Origin of the sequence: Nocardia higoensis NBRC 100133 (genome assembly GCF_000308595.1) — a bacterium.
GTDB classification, from domain to species: domain Bacteria; phylum Actinomycetota; class Actinomycetes; order Mycobacteriales; family Mycobacteriaceae; genus Nocardia; species Nocardia higoensis.
On sequence record NZ_BAGA01000032.1, the window covers coordinates 21,128 to 36,842 of the forward strand.

Here is a 15,715-nt window from a genome sequence, read left to right on the forward strand (position 1 = left end):
TAGAACGCCAGGATGCGATCGCATTGTGTGTCCGCACGTAATCGCAGGTAGATCGCGGTTTTTAGGCCTTCTCATGAGTTCGGTGGGCTCAAGTCCGACTTCGTGGTCGATCCGCGCCGGGTCGGCAAAACCGGGTTGAGCGGTATGTTTCAAGATGGCGTGAACGGTGCGCGCAGGTAAATTGCGGGAAACGGATGTGAATTCCCGAGGATGTCGGTCGCGCTACTCGTCCGTGAGTTTTACCGGATAGAAACATGCCTCCGGAGCGGAAATGCTGAATGTTTGCGGAGCGGGCTGTGGCGGTTTCGGTGGCGGCTGGGCGCCGGTGTGCTCCGGGTTACGCTGCGGCCCGTGTTCGTACCAGTTCCGTCAGCGGATCCTCGATTCGAAGTCCTCGCCGACGCGGCGTTCGGCGGCCGTCCGGCCCTGGCCGCTGCCGGGTTGCCGGCCCTCTCGGACCCTCTCGCCACCTGGATGCGGGCCGTCGCGCTCGGTGGTCAGGGCCATTACGCGGCTGCCAGAGCGGAGCTGACGCGGCTGCTGCGCGATCGGCCCGGTCCGGTGCTCTCGTCGCTGGCCGCGAGCACGACGGGTTCGCTGTTGCGTCAGTTGGGCTGGCACGCCGCGGCTTCCGGGTGGGACGGCCGGGCCGCGGCGGCGGTGCTGCCGGGGCTGGCGGTCGCGGACCCGGCGCCCGGTGCGACGGCGCCGGACCGGGTGGATGCCGCTTGTGACGCGCTCACCGGCCTGGCGGCCGACGCGCTCGGCCTCGGCCGGCTGGCACTGGCCGGCCGGCTGCTCGAACGCGCCCGTGCCCTGCTCGGCGACGACGAGACCGTGCGGGTGCGTGCCAGGATCCGGCTGTGCTGGGTCGCCGCCGAGACCGCCCTGGCAGGTGGTGATGCCGCCAGGGCGCTTCCGCACGCGGAAGCCGGCCTGCGGCTGGCCGAGACGGGGCCCTCGGTGCGGCACCGGATCAAGTCCGCCTTGCTCGTCGCCGCCGCCACCGCGGCTTCCGGAGACCACGACCGTGCCGCTGTGCTGGCCGAGGGGGTCGCCGAGCGTGCGGGCGAGCACGGGCTGCTGCCGCTGAGGTGGGCCACCGCCATGCTCACCTCCGGTGTGGCGGCGACGCCGCGGGGACGGACTTCGGCGACGGTGGAAGCGAATTCGTGCGAACGGATGATCTTGCAGCTGGGCGGCCGGTTCCGACCGGCCGGGACGTGCTGAAAGTCACTTCCAGGCCGCTGGAGGTTGTAGCCACAAGTGACCACGGTGGTCGGGTCGGGGCCCGGTGTCGCTATTGTTGTCTCGTTCCGCCGGTTCGGCGGAAGCACCGTCTCACTCGCAGACCGTGCCACTCGTAACGCCAGGAATATCTCTGACGATGACGCAAACGGGCGAAGAGTTGGACCTCGCCGTCACTGCCGCTGCGCAGGGCGACAGGACTGCTCTAGCTCGGGTACTGGAGTTGGTCCGTCCGCTCGTTGTCCGCTACTGCCGCGCGCGTATCGGCGCGGCCGAACGTGGCCAGCTCTCCGCGGACGACGTCGCGCAGGAGGTATGTCTGGCTGTGATGACAGCCTTGCCCAGGTATCAGGACCAGGGCAGGCCCTTCATGGCCTTCGTATACGGAATCGCTTCGCACAAGGTCGCCGACGCCCATCGCAACGCCGCCCGTAACAAGGCGGAGGCAATGGCCGAAGTACCAGATGTCATATCCACCGACCAAGGTCCGGAACAGCGAGCTCTCGAATCGGAGACGAGCAGGCAGATGAACCGTCTGCTCGCGACTCTGCCCGAAAAACATCGGGAGATCCTGGTCCTGCGCTTGGTCATGGGTTTGTCAGCGGAGGAAACCGCAGCCGCCGTGGGCAGTACGGCGGGGGCGATTCGGGTTGCCCAGCACAGGGCGCTCGCAAAACTCAAGGCACAAGTGGCGAGGGCAGGTGAAATGTATGGCTAGGGATGGCGAGCGCGGTCGGGGCGACTGGAAGGCGCGGCGCGGATCGCGGAACAGCGGTCCCTACGCCGGGGATGCCGGTGATGCCGGACCGGTGGATATCGCCGCGGTGCGCCGCGACGATGCGCTGATCGACGCCATCGTGAGTGGCGGTCCGGTACAGACCGACAGCGCGGAGGAATTCCAGCTCGCGACGCTTCTCGCGGACTGGCGGACCGAGCTGATCGAGCCACCGATGCCGGGCGCACCCGACCTGGACGCGGTTGTCGCCGCGGTCAACCAGGAGATCGGGGCCCGGAAGGTCCGTGTCGGCGCCCAGGCACGTGGGAAGCTTCGACTGCTGTACCCCATCACGGGAGCGGCCGCCGCTCTCGCGCTGATCATCGGCGGCACCACCGCCTTCTCCTACAGCGCGGAGCCGGGCGATCCGCTGTGGCGGGTGAAGGAGGTCGTGTTCAGCGAGCAGGCCCAGACCACCGTCGTGCAACGCGCCGACAGCCAGCTGACCCAGGCGGAACAGGCGCTGGCGCAAGGCGACGTGAGCCAGGCCGCGGCTCTGCTCGAACGCGCGCAGACCAATGTGGGCCAGGTCAGCGACGGTGACAAGAAGCAGGAGCTGCAACGCTCCTGGCAGCAGTTGCTGGCCGGCCTGCGCGACAAGTCTCCGGAGTTGGCGACGCGGCTGGAGCAGACGGTGCAGCCGTCCACCGCGCCCAAGCCCGGCGGATCGGTCACGGTGGACCCCAGCACCGGCAACACTGTGACGATGCTGCCGCCGAACCAGGGCACGACGAAACCCTCGAATCCGACCCAGGCGGGCGAGCCTTCGGAGACGCCGGGCACGACGATCGAGCCGACCGGCCCGTCCACTCCGCCCTCTGCCGAGCCGCCGGTCACCAATCTGCCGGGCACCATTCCGCCGACCACGAATCCGCCGACGAACGAGAATCCGCCGACCACCGCACCGAGCAATGGTGGTGGTCTGCCCTCGGAGATCATCCCGACACTCCCGTCCGGCGGTATTCAGCTGCCGTCACAGATCCCGACGGACCTGCTGCCGCCCGGCGTGCTGTCGCCGGCGCCGACCAGCTGACGGATCCATCTCCAGAACTCGTGAGAACCGATCGCCGACCGGCGGTCGGTTCTCACGTTCAAGGGGTGTCTGCCGGAGACTTCCCGGCCGGGAACTCCTGGCCACGCGGCTTCTCGCGCCGTGCGGTTGTGCGGACCGCGGCGGGGAGAGCGGGCAGGGAAACGCCCGTTGGCGAGCGTGCATCAGCGAGCCGGGAGGAGGGCCCGGCGAATCACCCCGCCGTGGGCGGGGCGGGACTCAGCTGTCGAATCCGTCGAATCCGTCGCCGTGGAACGCCTCGTTCATGGACGCGTCCGCGTAGCCACGACAGTAATCCCACGTGACGTAGGCCTCGGGGGTCGGGTCGTAGGCGGGCTCGTGCGGGCGCACCGTGCCGTCCACCAGCAATTGCAGCAGATTGGCGCGGAGCATGTCCCAGTCGTGGTAGTGATCTTGTCGGCAGTCCTCGCAGCTGACCACGAGGCCGCGGATACCGCGGTGGGCCAGCAATGCCTCGTATACCGCGAGGTCGGCGAGATCCTCCTCGACCGCGAGGCGCTCGTGGGGATCCAGCGGTTCGCCCGGCTCGATGGCATCGAGCGCGGCCGACGGGTCGGAGGGGTCTCCGGCGAATGGATCCGGCGGCAAGCCAGGTGGTAGATGGTCACGCACACACCCACGGTACGCAGAACAGGGCGGTCTGCGCCAGCGCTGCCGCGTGCCAGTTTCGTGGGCAGGCTCGGTCCGGGCCCGGTTGGCTGTACAGATACGATGGTGGGCAGGCGCTGGAGAAGTACCCGACACGCTGATCCCGCTGCCACCGTCCATTCCATCAGTTGTGCGCGACGCCGCTCCACGGCGCCTGCCGCTGTTCGACGTCCAGGAGGGGTCGATCCGAATGAGTAATCCCGTACCGGGCGAACGAAACGCAGTCCGCCCCCCTACGGGTGGCGACGATCCGAACAAGATCGCCATGCTCGGGCTCACGTTCGACGACGTGCTGTTGCTGCCCGCCGCTTCGGATCTGATTCCCAGCTCTGTCGAAACCTCCAGCAACCTCACCAGGGAGATCCGGCTGCGGACGCCGCTGGTGAGTTCGGCCATGGATACCGTCACCGAGGCCAGGATGGCCATCGCCATGGCGCGCGCGGGCGGCATGGGTGTGCTGCACCGCAATCTCTCGACCGCCGATCAGGCCGCCCAGGTGGAGACCGTGAAGCGCTCCGAAGCGGGCATGGTGACCGATCCGGTGACCTGCCGCCCGACCGACACCCTCGCCGAAGTGGACGCCATGTGCGCGCGGTTCCGCATCTCCGGCCTGCCGGTGGTCGACGAGACCGGTGCGCTGGTGGGCATCATCACCAACCGCGACATGCGTTTCGAGGTCGACCAGAACCGGCGGGTCGCCGATGTGATGACCAAGGCTCCGCTGATCACCGCCCAGGAGGGCGTGACCGCGGAGGCCGCGCTCGGTCTGCTGCGCCGGCACAAGGTCGAGAAGCTGCCCATCGTCGACGGCAACGGCAGGCTGCGCGGCCTGATCACCGTCAAGGACTTCGTCAAGACCGATCAATATCCCAATGCCACCAAGGACCGTGACGGCAGGCTGCTGGTCGGCGCCGCGGTGGGCGTCGGCGACGACGCCTGGTCGCGGGCGATGACGCTGGCCGACGCCGGGGTCGACGTGCTGGTGGTCGACACCGCGCACGGCCATCAGGTGCAGGTGCTGCAGATGGTGGCCAAGGTCAAGGCCGAGGTCGGCGACCGTATCCAGGTCGTCGGCGGCAATGTCGCCACCAGGCAGGGCGCCGCCGCACTGGTCGAGGCGGGCGCGGACGCGATCAAGGTCGGCGTCGGCCCCGGTTCGATCTGCACCACCCGCGTCGTCGCCGGTGTCGGAGCGCCGCAGATCACCGCGATCCTGGAGGCCGTGTCGGTCTGCAAGCCCGCGGGCGTGCCGGTGATCGCCGACGGCGGCATCCAGTTCTCCGGCGATATCGCCAAGGCCATCGCGGCGGGCGCGTCGACGGTGATGCTCGGCTCGCTGCTGGCGGGCACCGCCGAATCGCCCGGCGAGCTGATCCTGGTCGGCGGCAAGCAGTTCAAGAGCTACCGCGGCATGGGTTCGCTGGGCGCCATGCAGGGCCGCGGTCAGGCGAAATCGTTCTCCAAGGACCGCTACTTCCAGGACGACGTGCTCGCCGAGGACAAGCTGGTGCCCGAGGGCATCGAGGGCCGGGTGCCCTTCCGCGGCCCGGTCAACCAGGTGATCCACCAGCTCGTCGGCGGCCTGCGGGCCGCGATGGGCTACACCGGCTCGCAGTCGATCGCCCATCTGCAGGAAGCGCAGTTCGTGCAGATCACCGCGGCCGGCCTCAAGGAGAGCCATCCGCACGACATCACCATGACCGTGGAGGCCCCGAACTACACGGGCCGCCAGTAGCGCTCGCGCCGACGGCCGGAACCCGCCGAGACCGGGGTCCGGCCGTCACTGCTGTGCGCGATAGTCTCTGACCGGCGCGAGACTGCGAGAACCAGCACGCTCGCGACACCCCGCGTTCCGGCGGGTGGGTCGACAACGAGCACCGTTCGCGAGGATTCGGGGGCCGCGAACACGCCGCGAGGCAGCGGCACTTCCGATACCGAAAGGACAACGCACGTGCGCGACATGGTCGAGATCGGCATGGGCCGGACGGCCCGGCGTACCTACGAACTGGACGATGTGGACATCGTTCCTTCGCGGCGGACCCGCTCGTCGAAGCAGGTCTCGCTGGGCTGGCAGCTCGACGCCTACCGCTTCGAGATCCCGCTGGTGACGCATCCGACCGACGCGCTGGTGTCGCCGAAGCTGGCCGTGGAGCTGGGCAGGCTGGGCGGGCTCGGCGTCATCAACGGCGAGGGCCTGTGGGCCAGGCACGCCGATGTCGAGGCCAAGATCGAGCAGCTGACCGACCTGGCCGAGCGGGGGCAGTACGAGCGCGCGGTGGCCTTCCTGCAGCAGTTGCACGCCGCGCCGCTGCAGCCGGACCTGCTGGCCGCCGCGGTGGCCGAGGTGCGCGCCGCCGGAGTGACCGTGTCGGTGCGGGTGAGCCCGCAGAACGCGCGCGCGTTCACCCCCGGCCTGGTGCAGGCCGGGATCGACCTGCTGGTGGTGCACGGCACCATCATCTCCGCCGAGCACGTCGGCGACGGCGAGCCGCTGAACCTGAAGACCTTCATCGCCGAACTCGACGTGCCCGTGGTGGCGGGCGGCGTGAGCGACCATCGCACCGCGCTGCATCTGATGCGCACCGGCGCGGCGGGCGTGATCGTGGGCTACGGCTCGTTCCCCGGCGCCACGACGACCGGCGAGGTGCTCGGTATCGGTGTGCCGATGGCCACCGCGATCGCCGACGCGGCCGCCGCGCGCCGCGACTACCTGGACGAGACCGGCGGCCGGTATGTGCACGTGATCGCCGACGGCGACATCGCGACCTCGGGTCACCTGGCCAAGGCCATCGCCTGCGGCGCCGACGCGGCGATGCTCGGCGTGCCGCTGGCCGTGGCCGCGGAAGCGCCCGGCCGGGGCTGGTACTGGCCCTCGGCGGCCGCGCATCCTTCGGTGCCGCGCGGCTCGCTGTTGCAGGTCGAGGACCTGAGCTGGAACGCGGACGAGCAGTCGAGCGGCGAGCCCGCCCGGCCCAGCCTGGAGCAGGTGCTGTTCGGCCCGTCCGATGATCCGTTCGGCTCGCTCAACCTGGTCGGCGGCCTGCGCCGTTCGATGGCCAAGGCCGGCTACTCCGATCTCAAGGAGTTCCAGAAGGTCGGCTTGAGTGTGCGGGCCTGACCTGGCACGCACCGGGGATGCCCGTGCGCTGCGGCGCCGGGCGCCTCACTAGACTGAGCCGGTGGCAGAATCCCAGAGACCGGTCCTCGTCATCGACTTCGGCGCCCAATACGCCCAGCTGATCGCCCGCCGGGTTCGTGAGGCGAGCGTCTACTCCGAGGTGGTTCCGCACACCGTCTCGGTGGAGGAGATCGCCGAGCGCAAGCCGCTCGCGGTGATTCTGTCCGGCGGTCCGTCGAGCGTGTACGCCGAGGGCGCGCCGCAGCTGGATCCGCAACTGTTCGATCTGGGCCTGCCGGTCTTCGGCATCTGCTATGGCTTCCAGGCGATGGCGCAGGCGCTGGGCGGCACCGTCACCCACACCGGCACCCGCGAGTACGGCCGCACCGAGCTCAATATCGACGGCGGTCTGCTGCACGGCGGCCTGCCCACCGTCCAGCCGGTGTGGATGAGCCACGGCGACGCGGTCACCGACGCTCCCGAGGGATTCGACGTCACCGGCACGACCGCGGGCGCCCCGGTCGCGGCCTTCGAGGACCGGGCGCGCAGGCTCGCCGGTGTGCAGTACCACCCCGAGGTGCTGCATTCCCCGCACGGTCAGCAGGTGCTCAGTCGCTTCCTGCACGAGCTGGCCGGCATCCCGGCCGCTTGGACGCCCGCGAATATCGCCGAGAGCCTGATCGAACAGGTCCGTGAGCAGATCGGCGACGGCCACGCCATCTGTGGCCTGTCCGGCGGCGTGGACAGCGCGGTCGCCGCCGCGCTGGTGCAGCGCGCCATCGGCGACCGGCTGACCTGTGTGTTCGTCGATCACGGCCTGTTGCGGGCCGGGGAACGCGAGCAGGTGCAGCAGGATTTCGTCGCCTCGACCGGGGCCAAGCTGGTGACCGTCGACGCGGTGGACAAGTTCCTCGGCGAGCTGTCGGGCGTGACCGATCCCGAGCAGAAGCGCAAGATCATCGGCCGCGAGTTCATCCGCTCGTTCGAGGACGCCGTGCGCGAGATCGTCACCGAGCAGGGCGCCGCCGAGGGCGCGATGCCGAAGGTGGAGTTCCTGGTGCAGGGCACGCTCTACCCGGATGTGGTGGAATCCGGCGGCGGCGCGGGCACCGCGAACATCAAATCGCACCACAATGTCGGCGGTCTGCCCGAGGATCTCGAGTTCGACCTGGTCGAGCCGCTGCGCCTGCTGTTCAAGGACGAGGTGCGCGCGGTCGGGCGGGAGCTGGGGCTGCCCGAGGAGATCGTGTCCCGCCAGCCGTTCCCCGGCCCCGGTCTGGCGATCCGCATCATCGGAGCGGTCGACTCCGAGCGGCTGGAGACGCTGCGTCAGGCCGACGCGATCGCTCGTGAGGAGCTGACCGCGGCCGGGCTGGACGGTCAGATCTGGCAGTGCCCGGTGGTGTTGCTGGCCGATGTGCGCAGCGTCGGCGTGCAGGGCGACGGCCGCACCTACGGTCATCCGATCGTGTTGCGCCCGGTCTCCAGCGAGGACGCGATGACGGCGGACTGGACCCGCCTGCCCTACGAGGTGCTCGAACGCATCTCGACCCGGATCACCAACGAGGTGGCCGAGGTGAACCGGGTCGTGCTGGACGTGACCAGCAAGCCGCCGGGCACCATCGAGTGGGAGTGACGGCGCCCGGCGGTCCGCGGCGCTAACTCCTGCGGCGGGGGCTGATCACCAGCAGCAGGCCGATGACGATCGCGCCGATCACCAGCACCCAGCCGAGGGACAAGGCGCCGCCCACGGTCGCGGCGCCGCCCGCCAGTCCCCAGATGCTGATGATCAGCGCCACGACTCCCGTGATCAGCAGCGAGGCGGAGATTCGGCCGTGGCGTGCGCTCTCGGTGTCCTTGTGTTCAGTCACGGTGCACCTCCACATTGCCCATATGGACGTCGATGTTCAGGTCGAGGACCGGCGCGCCCGGGGTGTTCGGGCCGGATACCCCCGAGGGGCACTGCATTTCGCCGAGCGTCACATTGCAGTCGGCGCGCACGTTCATGTCGGCGGGTACGAGGACGCGCACCTCGCCCATCCGTACATCGACGTCGACGGTGCGATCCTCGGTGAGCCGCACCGACCGCAGGTCGAGCGTGGCGTCACCCATCGTGAGGTGGTAGTGCGATCCCAGTTCGGCGGCCGAGGCGGGCACCCACTCGCGATTTCCCACGGAGGCGCTGTCGAACTCTATCGGCCCGATCAGCGAGGCGAGCAGGACGAAGCCGGCCAGCGGGGCGGTCACCACGAGCAGGCCCTGGCCGCGCCGCAGGAACGCGCCGAGCACCAGCCCCAGACCGATCACGGCGAGTGCGACGGCGGCGATGCGGCCCGGCGTCATCCAGTCCACGCCCGCGGCGGCGAGCGCGCCCGCGCCCGCGGCGGCCAGGATGGCCAGGCCGAGCACGACCGGGGTGAATCGGGACGGCGGACGCTTCGGTGCGACGGTGGCGACCGGGCGCGCCGGTGTCGGATCCGGCAGATCCCAGGCCAGCGGGGCGACTCCCAGCGGATCCCAGGCGGGCGGGACCTGGGGGCCGGGCAGGCCGGTGGGCAGGGGATCGCGGGCGGCGGTGGGCGATCCGGTACCTACGGGAGCTTTTCGCAGATCCGGTCCGCTGTCGCCGGACGCGGGGTGGGCCGGAGCCGAGGGGGCGCTCGCATCGTCGTCGGCGTCGCCACGCCCCTCGGTGTCGCCCGGCCCGGCGGCTTCGTCGCTGGTGGGAGCCGAACTCGACGGCGGGGAGTCGGCCGACGATGAAGTGGCGGCCGACGGCGAGGACACGGCTTCGGTGGCTGGATCCGACGGGCCCGCAGTCGGCGCATCGGCACCCGAAGCAGCCGGCTGGGCCGGCTGAGCCGGATCGGGCGCGGCAGCCGAGTCGGCCACGGTCGCCGCTGTCTTCGGCTCGGGGACGTAGGAATCCGGGAGCTTGGTATAGGGCGTGTACATCGGCGTCTCCGGGAACTGCGCGGACTGCGGGGGATTCGGCGACCCGAACGGCGCGTAGTAGGCCCCGGGGGTTCGCATCGGACCGGCGGGGAACGCCGTCCCCGGATAGCCCGTCGCGGTGGCGGGCACATCGTCGGCGTTCCACGGACTGGTGCCCGGCGGCGGCTCGGGGAAACGCATGAACAGCATCCACCAGCCGGCCAGCATGAGCGCGAGGCTGATCATCCCGGACCCGGCCATCTCGACCCCGATGGGGCCGACGGTGGTGACCGCGATGGCCAGCGCGACCAGCAACACGATGGTCCTGGTCTGCGACCGGCCGTGCTGCTCGCCGTGCGGCTTACGGCCGAACAGCGATTCGGCCGGTGACAGCCGCTCGCCCGATTCGGCCAGCAGCAGCCAGGCCAGCAGGTACAGCATGATGCCCGCGCCGCCGAACATGCTCGAGACCACGAACGCGACCCGGATGAGCACCGGGTCGACGTTGTAGCGCCGGCCGAAACCCGCGGCGACGCCCGCGATCGGGCCCTGCCGGGGGAGTCGCACAGGCCGCGTCCGCCATATCTGCTGGAGCTGATCCCCGAAGCTCGTTCTGGTCATGTTCTCCATGGTGGGCGCGGCTGCGGCCGATCGCATCGGGGGTAACCCTGAAAATCCACCGGACTCGCCGAGCCCGGTGGACCAGGGTGCCCGCACCGCCGATCACAGTGCACTGTGCGCCGTCGGCAAGCGATCCCGCCCACCGCGGCTGGAAGAACCTCGGAAAGAGTCTGCCGACAGTGTCTTTCGCGCCAGGGGGAGGATGTGCGCACGGCGCGGACTCGGTCCGGGAGGGTTGTCGACCTGCGTGAACGCCGGCCGGGTAGGGGTGAAGATCAGGGGGATTCCCGATGCTCGTGGTCCGGGCGGCGTGCCAGTATCGAAGATATGCACCCGACCGGTCCCCAGTACGAGACCGCCCGCGGCGCCGGACCCACTTGGGGAGATCCGGCGGGGGCCGCGCGCGGTTACGGGCCCACGCCGGTGCTGGACGTGGGCAACCCGCCGGTGCGACTGGTCCGCCGCTCGGGCGGACGGATCGTCGGCGGTGTGGCCGGTGGCCTGGCCGACCATCTCGGGCTGGACGTGTTCACCGTCCGGATGGTCTTCGTCCTGCTGTCCGCGCTGGCCGGTGCCGGCATCGTCGCCTACGGCATGCTGTGGGTCTTCACCCCCGGCGGCTACGACTCGGCCGAGCCATCGCCCACCGAGCGCAGGCAGGCGATCGGTCTGGCCATGCTCGGGATCGGCTTGGCCATCGCGATCTCCTGGCTGATGAACGCGACCGTGGCCGCGAAGGTGATCGCGCCGATCGTGGTCGTCGCGGTCGGCGCGGCGCTGGTGTGGCGCGAATACGACACCGACGGGCCGCGCTCGCTGTTCGGCCTGCCCGCCCGGCCGACGGTGATCACCTGGGCCCGCATCGTCTCCGGAACGACCCTGGTGGTGCTCGGTCTCGGCGTGCTGGTGCTGGCCCGGATCGACCTGAGCTCGCTGGGTTCGGCGCTGATCGCGGTGGTGGTCACGCTGGTCGGCGGCGGGCTGCTGACGGTGCCGCTGTGGTTGCGCATGGCCAGGGCGCTGGACGCCGAGCGTGCCGCCAGGATTCGCAACGAGGAACGTGAGGAGATCGCCTCGCACCTGCACGACTCGGTGCTGCAGACGCTGGCGTTGATCCAGCGGCAGGCCGAGGACCCGCACGAGGTGGTGCGGCTGGCGCGCAGTCAGGAGCGGGAGCTGCGGCGCTGGCTGTTCGAGGACACCGGGCCCGCGCATTCCAGCCTCGCCGCGGCCCTGCGCACCATCGCGGGCGAGGTGGAGGACCAGCACGGGGTGAAGGTCACCCCGGTCACCGTCGGCGATGTCACGATGGACGTCGCGGATTCGGGCGCGGGCCTGCCCAAGGAGCATTTCACCGCTCTGCTCGGCGCGGCCAGGGAGGCGATGGTCAATGCCGCCAAGCACGCCGGGGTGCCGACGGTCGACCTGTTCGCCGAGGTGGAACCGCATCAGGTGAGCGTGTTCGTGCGCGATCGCGGCGCCGGCTTCGATCCGGCCGCGGTGTCCGCGGACCGGCAGGGGCTGGCCAAATCGATCCGCGGGCGGATCGAGCGCCGGGGCGGGCGGGTGGAGATCCTGTCCACGCCGGGGCGCGGCACCGAGGTCCGCATCTTCATGCCGCGCAGCGACTCCTACGAAGTCGAGCCCGACGCACCCGATTCCGGCGAGGCGGCCGAGACCGAAGCGCCCGGTCCTGTCCCCGTGGCCGGTTCCACCTCGGAGTCCGGTGTGAGCTCCGAGCCCGGCCGGGCGGCCGACGGCGCGCAGGCGACCGGCCCCGCGTCCGCGCGCGAGTTCGCTTCGGGAGCCGGGCACTAGCCGATGTGGTACCGATGGTGTCCGGCCGGAGTGTGTCCGGATCCGCGGACAGGTGAGGAGTGAAACAGGTGACCGTGCGGGTCTTTCTCGTCGACGATCACGCGGTGTTCCGATCGGGGGTGCGAGCGGAGTTGAGCCGGGAGGCCGATCTCGAGGTGGTCGGCGAGGCGGGCGGAGTCGCCGAGGCGATCGCCGGGATCACGAGCACCCGGCCCGATGTGGTGCTGCTGGACGTGCACATGCCCGACGGCGGCGGGGTGGCGGTGCTCACCGGCATCGAGGACGGCCCGGTGTGCCTGGCACTGAGCGTGTCCGACGCGGCCGAGGATGTGATCGCGGTGATCCGCGCGGGCGCTCGCGGCTATGTCACCAAGACGATCTCCGGCGCGGAACTGGCCGACGGCATCCGCCGGGTGGCCGGCGGCGACGCCGTGTTCAGTCCGCGGCTGGCCGGGTTCGTGCTCGACTCCTTCACCGGGCGCTCGCCGGTGCCCGAGCCGCCGCTCGACCCGGAGCTGGACTCGCTGACGCCCAGGGAACTCGAGGTGCTGCGCCTGCTGGCGCGCGGCTACACCTACCGCGAGATCGCCGAGACCCTGTTCATCTCGGTGAAGACCGTCGAGACGCACGCCTCCAATGTGCTGCGCAAGACCCAGCAGTCCAATCGCAACGCGCTGACCCGCTGGGCGCACCGCCGCCGCATCGACTGAGGCGCCCGCGCGCTCGTCCCGGACGCGCCGAGCGGGCTCGCCGCACGATGCGCCGAACGGCCTCGTCACGCGGCGGCCGGCCGCGTTCGTCACATGGCGATGACGATGACGCCGATGATGATGATCAGCCCGATGAGCAGACCGATGGTGACCGCGAGCGCGGCATTGGCCTGCTTGGGCGCGGGCACCCGGGCACGCTGGGCCTGCGGTGCGTGGCTGCCGCGGTGCGGGCGCGGCAGCGGCGCCGAATGCGGGCTGCGCACCCCGACGGAACCGTTGCGGGTGGCCCAGGAGGGGATGGTGCCGTCCTCGGTACGCACCGGTGCGCCGAGAATGTAGGAGGCGGTGCCGGGCCCGAACGCGGCCGCGAGGATCTCGTCGCGCGCCTGCGCCATCGTCGGCCTGCGCTGCGGCGCCGGTTCCAGCATGTGCAACAGCGCGGCGGTGAGTTCGCCGGTGCGCTGCGGCGGGATGATCTGGGCCATCGCGGCCCGCTGCACCAGCACATCGCTGTCGTCGTCCATGCCGAACGGCGGCTGACCCTCGATGGCGGTGTAGAGAGTGGCGCCGAGGGAGAACACGTCGCTGGCGGTGGTGGGCTGCGCGCCGCGGGCCACCTCGGGCGGCAGATAGGCGGGCGTGCCGGTGATGACGCCGTCCGGCTCGTCGGCGGCGTCGCCCGCGCCGCGGGAGATGCCGAAGTCGCTCAGCTTGGCGTAGCCGACCCGGGGACCGCGATCGGCGACGAGGATATTGCCCGGCTTGATGTCGCGGTGCACGATGCCCACCGCGTGTGCCGCGGCCAGCGCGTCGGCGACCTGCGCGCCGATCTGGGCGACCTCGAGCACCGGCAGCGCGTCGACCAGGCCGAGTGCCCGCGCCACGCTGCGCGAGGGTAAGTGCTCCATCACCAGCCAGGGCTCGCCCGCCTCGATCACCACGTCGTAGACCGCGATGGCGTGTTCATGGGAGAGCTTGGCCGCCACTCGGCCCTCGTGGACGATCTGCTCGCGGATCCGGGCGGCTTCGGCCTCCGGCAGGCCCGCGGTGGTGAGCACCTGCTTGATCGCGACTTCCCGGTCCAGCAGTCGATCGTGGGCCAGCCAGACCGCACCCATGCCGCCGCCGCCCAGTTTGGAGCGGAGGCGGTAGCGGCCTGCGACCAGATAGTCGGGGCCGACGATGGGGCGAGCACGATCGATCATGGTGTGCAGGGTATCCGAATTCGGTGGTAGGCGGCCTGATTCGCCCCCGCTGCGACCGCCCGCGCAGGGGGTGGCGCGCGCGCTGACCCGGTGATCTTCCGGGGTGGTCTTCTGTTCGCGGTCATTCGAACGTATATTCGATAGCGATCGATAGCTGAAACGGTGCTGGCGCTGGAGTCCACCGCTCGGCTCCGCTACGGTTCCCTCGGGAAAGTAGGTGTTGGTGATGGGTACGGACACACTGCGGGAGGTCGAGAGGCAACGGAAACTGGCGGAGTTGCGGCGCCGGATGGCGGCCGTGCCGAGCCGGGGCGAATCGGCGGCGGGCAGGCGGCCTGCGGCGCGGGAACGGCGGGAGACGCTGCCGGTGCCGCCCGCCCTGGCCGGTCTGCTGCCCGGCGGCGGGCTCGGCACGGGGACAGTGGTGTCCTACGCCGGGGCCCGATCGCTGCTGGCCGGTCTGCTGGCCGCGGCCACCGAACACGGCAAGCATGCCGCGGTCGCCGGGCTCCCCGGCTTCGGCCTGCTCGCTGCCGCGGAAATGGGCGCCGACCTGCGCAGGCTTGCCGTGATCCCGGAACCGGGACCGGATCCGGTCGAGATCGCCGCGGTGCTGCTCGACGGCATCGACCTGGTCGTGCTCGGCCTGCGTGGAGGCAGCGTGCCGCCGTCCCGGGCGCGGGTGATCGCCGCCCGCGCCCGGGCCAAGGGGGCCACTCTGGTGGTCACCGACGGCTATTGGCCCGACACCACCCTGCGGATGGATGCCAGGATCGCCGGCTACGCCGGGCTCGGCGCGGGGCACGGCAGGTTGCGCTCGTTCTGCCTCGACGTCGCGGCCTCGCATCGGGCGGGCCCACCGCGCCGCGGCCGAATCGAGTTGCGTCCCAACGGTGGTCGCGTGGAGTGGTGCACCGTGGGTGGCGGGCAATCGTCCGGCGAACTGCCGGTCGCGCACGGAGCGGTGTCGTGAGACCCGCTGTCGGGGTCCTGCTCCCGGCGTGGTGCGCCGGCGCCGGTGTGGATCCTCGGCTGCGACGGGCGAGGAGTCCACGGTCACGGGGCTCGTGGTCGGCGCGGTCTCGGGGGGCTGGACAGCGGCAGCGGCGGAATGGGCCACGGCTGGAGGGGGTGTGGTCAGCGGTGCCGCGGTCGATGGCGCTGCGGTCGACAATGCCGCGACCGAAGAAATTTCGACCGGTAGAGCCCTGGCATCGGCACGCGGGGTATCGGGCGGCAGTGCTGTGGCAGGCCCGGCGGCGGCCGGTGGGGTCGCGGTGCGCGAGGGCGCGGACGGCAGTGCTGCGGTCCACGGGGGAGACGGCGGTAGCGCGCCTGGCGGGGGAGTCTGCGGGCGCGTCGGCGTGACCGGCGGGGCGGTGGCGCGGGCGAATCGGGTGCTGGCGGTGTGGTGCCAGGACTGGCCCGCGGTCGCGGCGGCGGCCGCGGCCGGGGTGCCCGCGTCGCGACCGGTGGCGGTACTGGCGGCGGGTCGGGTGTCGGCGTGTTCGGCGACCGCGCGGGCCGAGGGGTGCGGCGCCGGGGCACGGCGGCGGGAGGCGCAGG

General features: G+C 71.0%; 13 protein-coding genes and 1 pseudogene. 10 read left to right on the forward strand and 4 right to left on the reverse strand.

Going from position 1 to position 15,715, the window contains the following annotated elements:
- Positions 1-351 precede the first annotated feature (351 nt).
- The 3 genes from ON26_RS04175 (at position 352) to ON26_RS04185 (ending at position 3,056) form a co-directional block, all read left to right on the forward strand.
- A complete protein-coding gene (locus tag ON26_RS04175) occupies positions 352-1,230 on the forward strand; it encodes a hypothetical protein (RefSeq protein WP_040794631.1) in 879 nt (292 codons plus the stop codon).
- Between the two features lie 157 nt (positions 1,231-1,387).
- On the forward strand, positions 1,388-1,966 hold the full coding sequence (locus tag ON26_RS04180) for a sigma-70 family RNA polymerase sigma factor (protein ID WP_040794632.1): 579 nt from the start codon (positions 1,388-1,390) through the stop codon (positions 1,964-1,966).
- Positions 1,959-3,056 (forward strand): anti-sigma-D factor RsdA, encoded by a 1,098-nt coding sequence (locus tag ON26_RS04185; RefSeq protein WP_040794633.1) that lies wholly within the window; start codon positions 1,959-1,961, stop codon positions 3,054-3,056. Before ON26_RS04180 ends, ON26_RS04185 begins: the two co-directional genes overlap by 8 nt.
- A gap of 237 nt (positions 3,057-3,293) precedes the next feature.
- Here the strand turns inward: ON26_RS04185 and ON26_RS04190 are convergent, their stop codons facing one another.
- The gene (locus ON26_RS04190; RefSeq protein ID WP_011207424.1) at positions 3,294-3,707 is read right to left on the reverse strand and encodes a DUF5319 domain-containing protein; all 414 of its coding nucleotides are present in this window, start codon (positions 3,705-3,707) and stop codon (positions 3,294-3,296) included.
- Positions 3,708-3,933: 226 nt separating this feature from the next.
- Here ON26_RS04190 and guaB point away from each other — a divergent pair, with 226 nt between their 5' ends.
- The 3 genes from guaB to guaA all read left to right on the forward strand — a co-directional run bounded on the left by guaB (position 3,934) and on the right by guaA (position 8,497).
- Positions 3,934-5,478, forward strand: coding sequence for an IMP dehydrogenase (gene guaB, locus ON26_RS04195; RefSeq protein WP_083883716.1), 1,545 nt, complete (start codon positions 3,934-3,936; stop codon positions 5,476-5,478).
- A gap of 216 nt (positions 5,479-5,694) precedes the next feature.
- The gene (locus tag ON26_RS04200) at positions 5,695-6,861 is read left to right on the forward strand and encodes a GuaB3 family IMP dehydrogenase-related protein (RefSeq protein WP_040794634.1); all 1,167 of its coding nucleotides are present in this window, start codon (positions 5,695-5,697) and stop codon (positions 6,859-6,861) included.
- Between the two features lie 61 nt (positions 6,862-6,922).
- Positions 6,923-8,497 carry a glutamine-hydrolyzing GMP synthase gene (guaA, locus tag ON26_RS04205; RefSeq protein WP_040794635.1) on the forward strand — a complete coding sequence of 525 codons (1,575 nt, stop codon included), beginning with the start codon at positions 6,923-6,925 and terminating at the stop codon, positions 8,495-8,497.
- A gap of 22 nt (positions 8,498-8,519) precedes the next feature.
- Here the strand turns inward: guaA and ON26_RS04210 are convergent, their stop codons facing one another.
- Entirely contained in the window at positions 8,520-8,732 is a 213-nt protein-coding gene (locus tag ON26_RS04210) for a hypothetical protein (RefSeq protein WP_040794636.1), read from the reverse strand.
- Complete coding sequence (locus tag ON26_RS04215; protein WP_051026657.1) at positions 8,725-10,425, reverse strand: PspC domain-containing protein; 1,701 nt, start codon at positions 10,423-10,425, stop codon at positions 8,725-8,727. The genes ON26_RS04210 and ON26_RS04215 overlap by 8 nt, the downstream gene beginning before the upstream one ends.
- A gap of 318 nt (positions 10,426-10,743) precedes the next feature.
- On the opposite strand from ON26_RS04215, the gene ON26_RS04220 reads away from it, so the two are divergent.
- Both ON26_RS04220 and ON26_RS04225 read left to right on the forward strand, forming a co-directional pair.
- Positions 10,744-12,234: an ATP-binding protein gene (locus ON26_RS04220; RefSeq protein ID WP_245545714.1), complete on the forward strand. Its 1,491-nt coding sequence runs from the start codon at positions 10,744-10,746 to the stop codon at positions 12,232-12,234.
- Positions 12,235-12,308: 74 nt separating this feature from the next.
- Positions 12,309-12,944, forward strand: a complete 636-nt coding sequence (locus ON26_RS04225; RefSeq protein WP_040794645.1) for a response regulator — start codon at positions 12,309-12,311, stop codon at positions 12,942-12,944.
- Between the two features lie 89 nt (positions 12,945-13,033).
- Here ON26_RS04225 and ON26_RS04230 read toward each other — a convergent pair whose 3' ends face one another.
- Positions 13,034-14,149: a serine/threonine-protein kinase gene (locus ON26_RS04230; protein WP_040794637.1), complete on the reverse strand. Its 1,116-nt coding sequence runs from the start codon at positions 14,147-14,149 to the stop codon at positions 13,034-13,036.
- Positions 14,150-14,375: 226 nt separating this feature from the next.
- Between ON26_RS04230 and imuA' the strand changes: the two genes are divergently transcribed.
- A complete protein-coding gene (gene imuA' / locus ON26_RS04235) occupies positions 14,376-15,122 on the forward strand; it encodes a DnaE2-dependent mutagenesis accessory factor ImuA' (RefSeq protein ID WP_040794638.1) in 747 nt (248 codons plus the stop codon).
- Between the two features lie 271 nt (positions 15,123-15,393).
- Positions 15,394-15,715: pseudogene (locus ON26_RS34405) on the forward strand (hypothetical protein); the annotation flags it as partial.

What these genes read in the sequence shown, in the direction of transcription:
- ON26_RS04215 (WP_051026657.1), bottom strand. Translation starts at nt 10,425, where the DNA reads ATGGAGAACATGACCAGAACGAGCTTCGGGGATCAGCTCCAGCAGATA.
- ON26_RS04185 (WP_040794633.1), top strand. Translation starts at nt 1,959, where the DNA reads ATGGCTAGGGATGGCGAGCGCGGTCGGGGCGACTGGAAGGCGCGGCGC.
- imuA' (WP_040794638.1), top strand. Translation starts at nt 14,376, where the DNA reads ATGGGTACGGACACACTGCGGGAGGTCGAGAGGCAACGGAAACTGGCG.
- ON26_RS04220 (WP_245545714.1), top strand. Translation starts at nt 10,744, where the DNA reads ATGCACCCGACCGGTCCCCAGTACGAGACCGCCCGCGGCGCCGGACCC.
- ON26_RS04230 (WP_040794637.1), bottom strand. Translation starts at nt 14,149, where the DNA reads ATGATCGATCGTGCTCGCCCCATCGTCGGCCCCGACTATCTGGTCGCA.
- guaB (WP_083883716.1), top strand. Translation starts at nt 3,934, where the DNA reads ATGAGTAATCCCGTACCGGGCGAACGAAACGCAGTCCGCCCCCCTACG.
- ON26_RS04180 (WP_040794632.1), top strand. Translation starts at nt 1,388, where the DNA reads ATGACGCAAACGGGCGAAGAGTTGGACCTCGCCGTCACTGCCGCTGCG.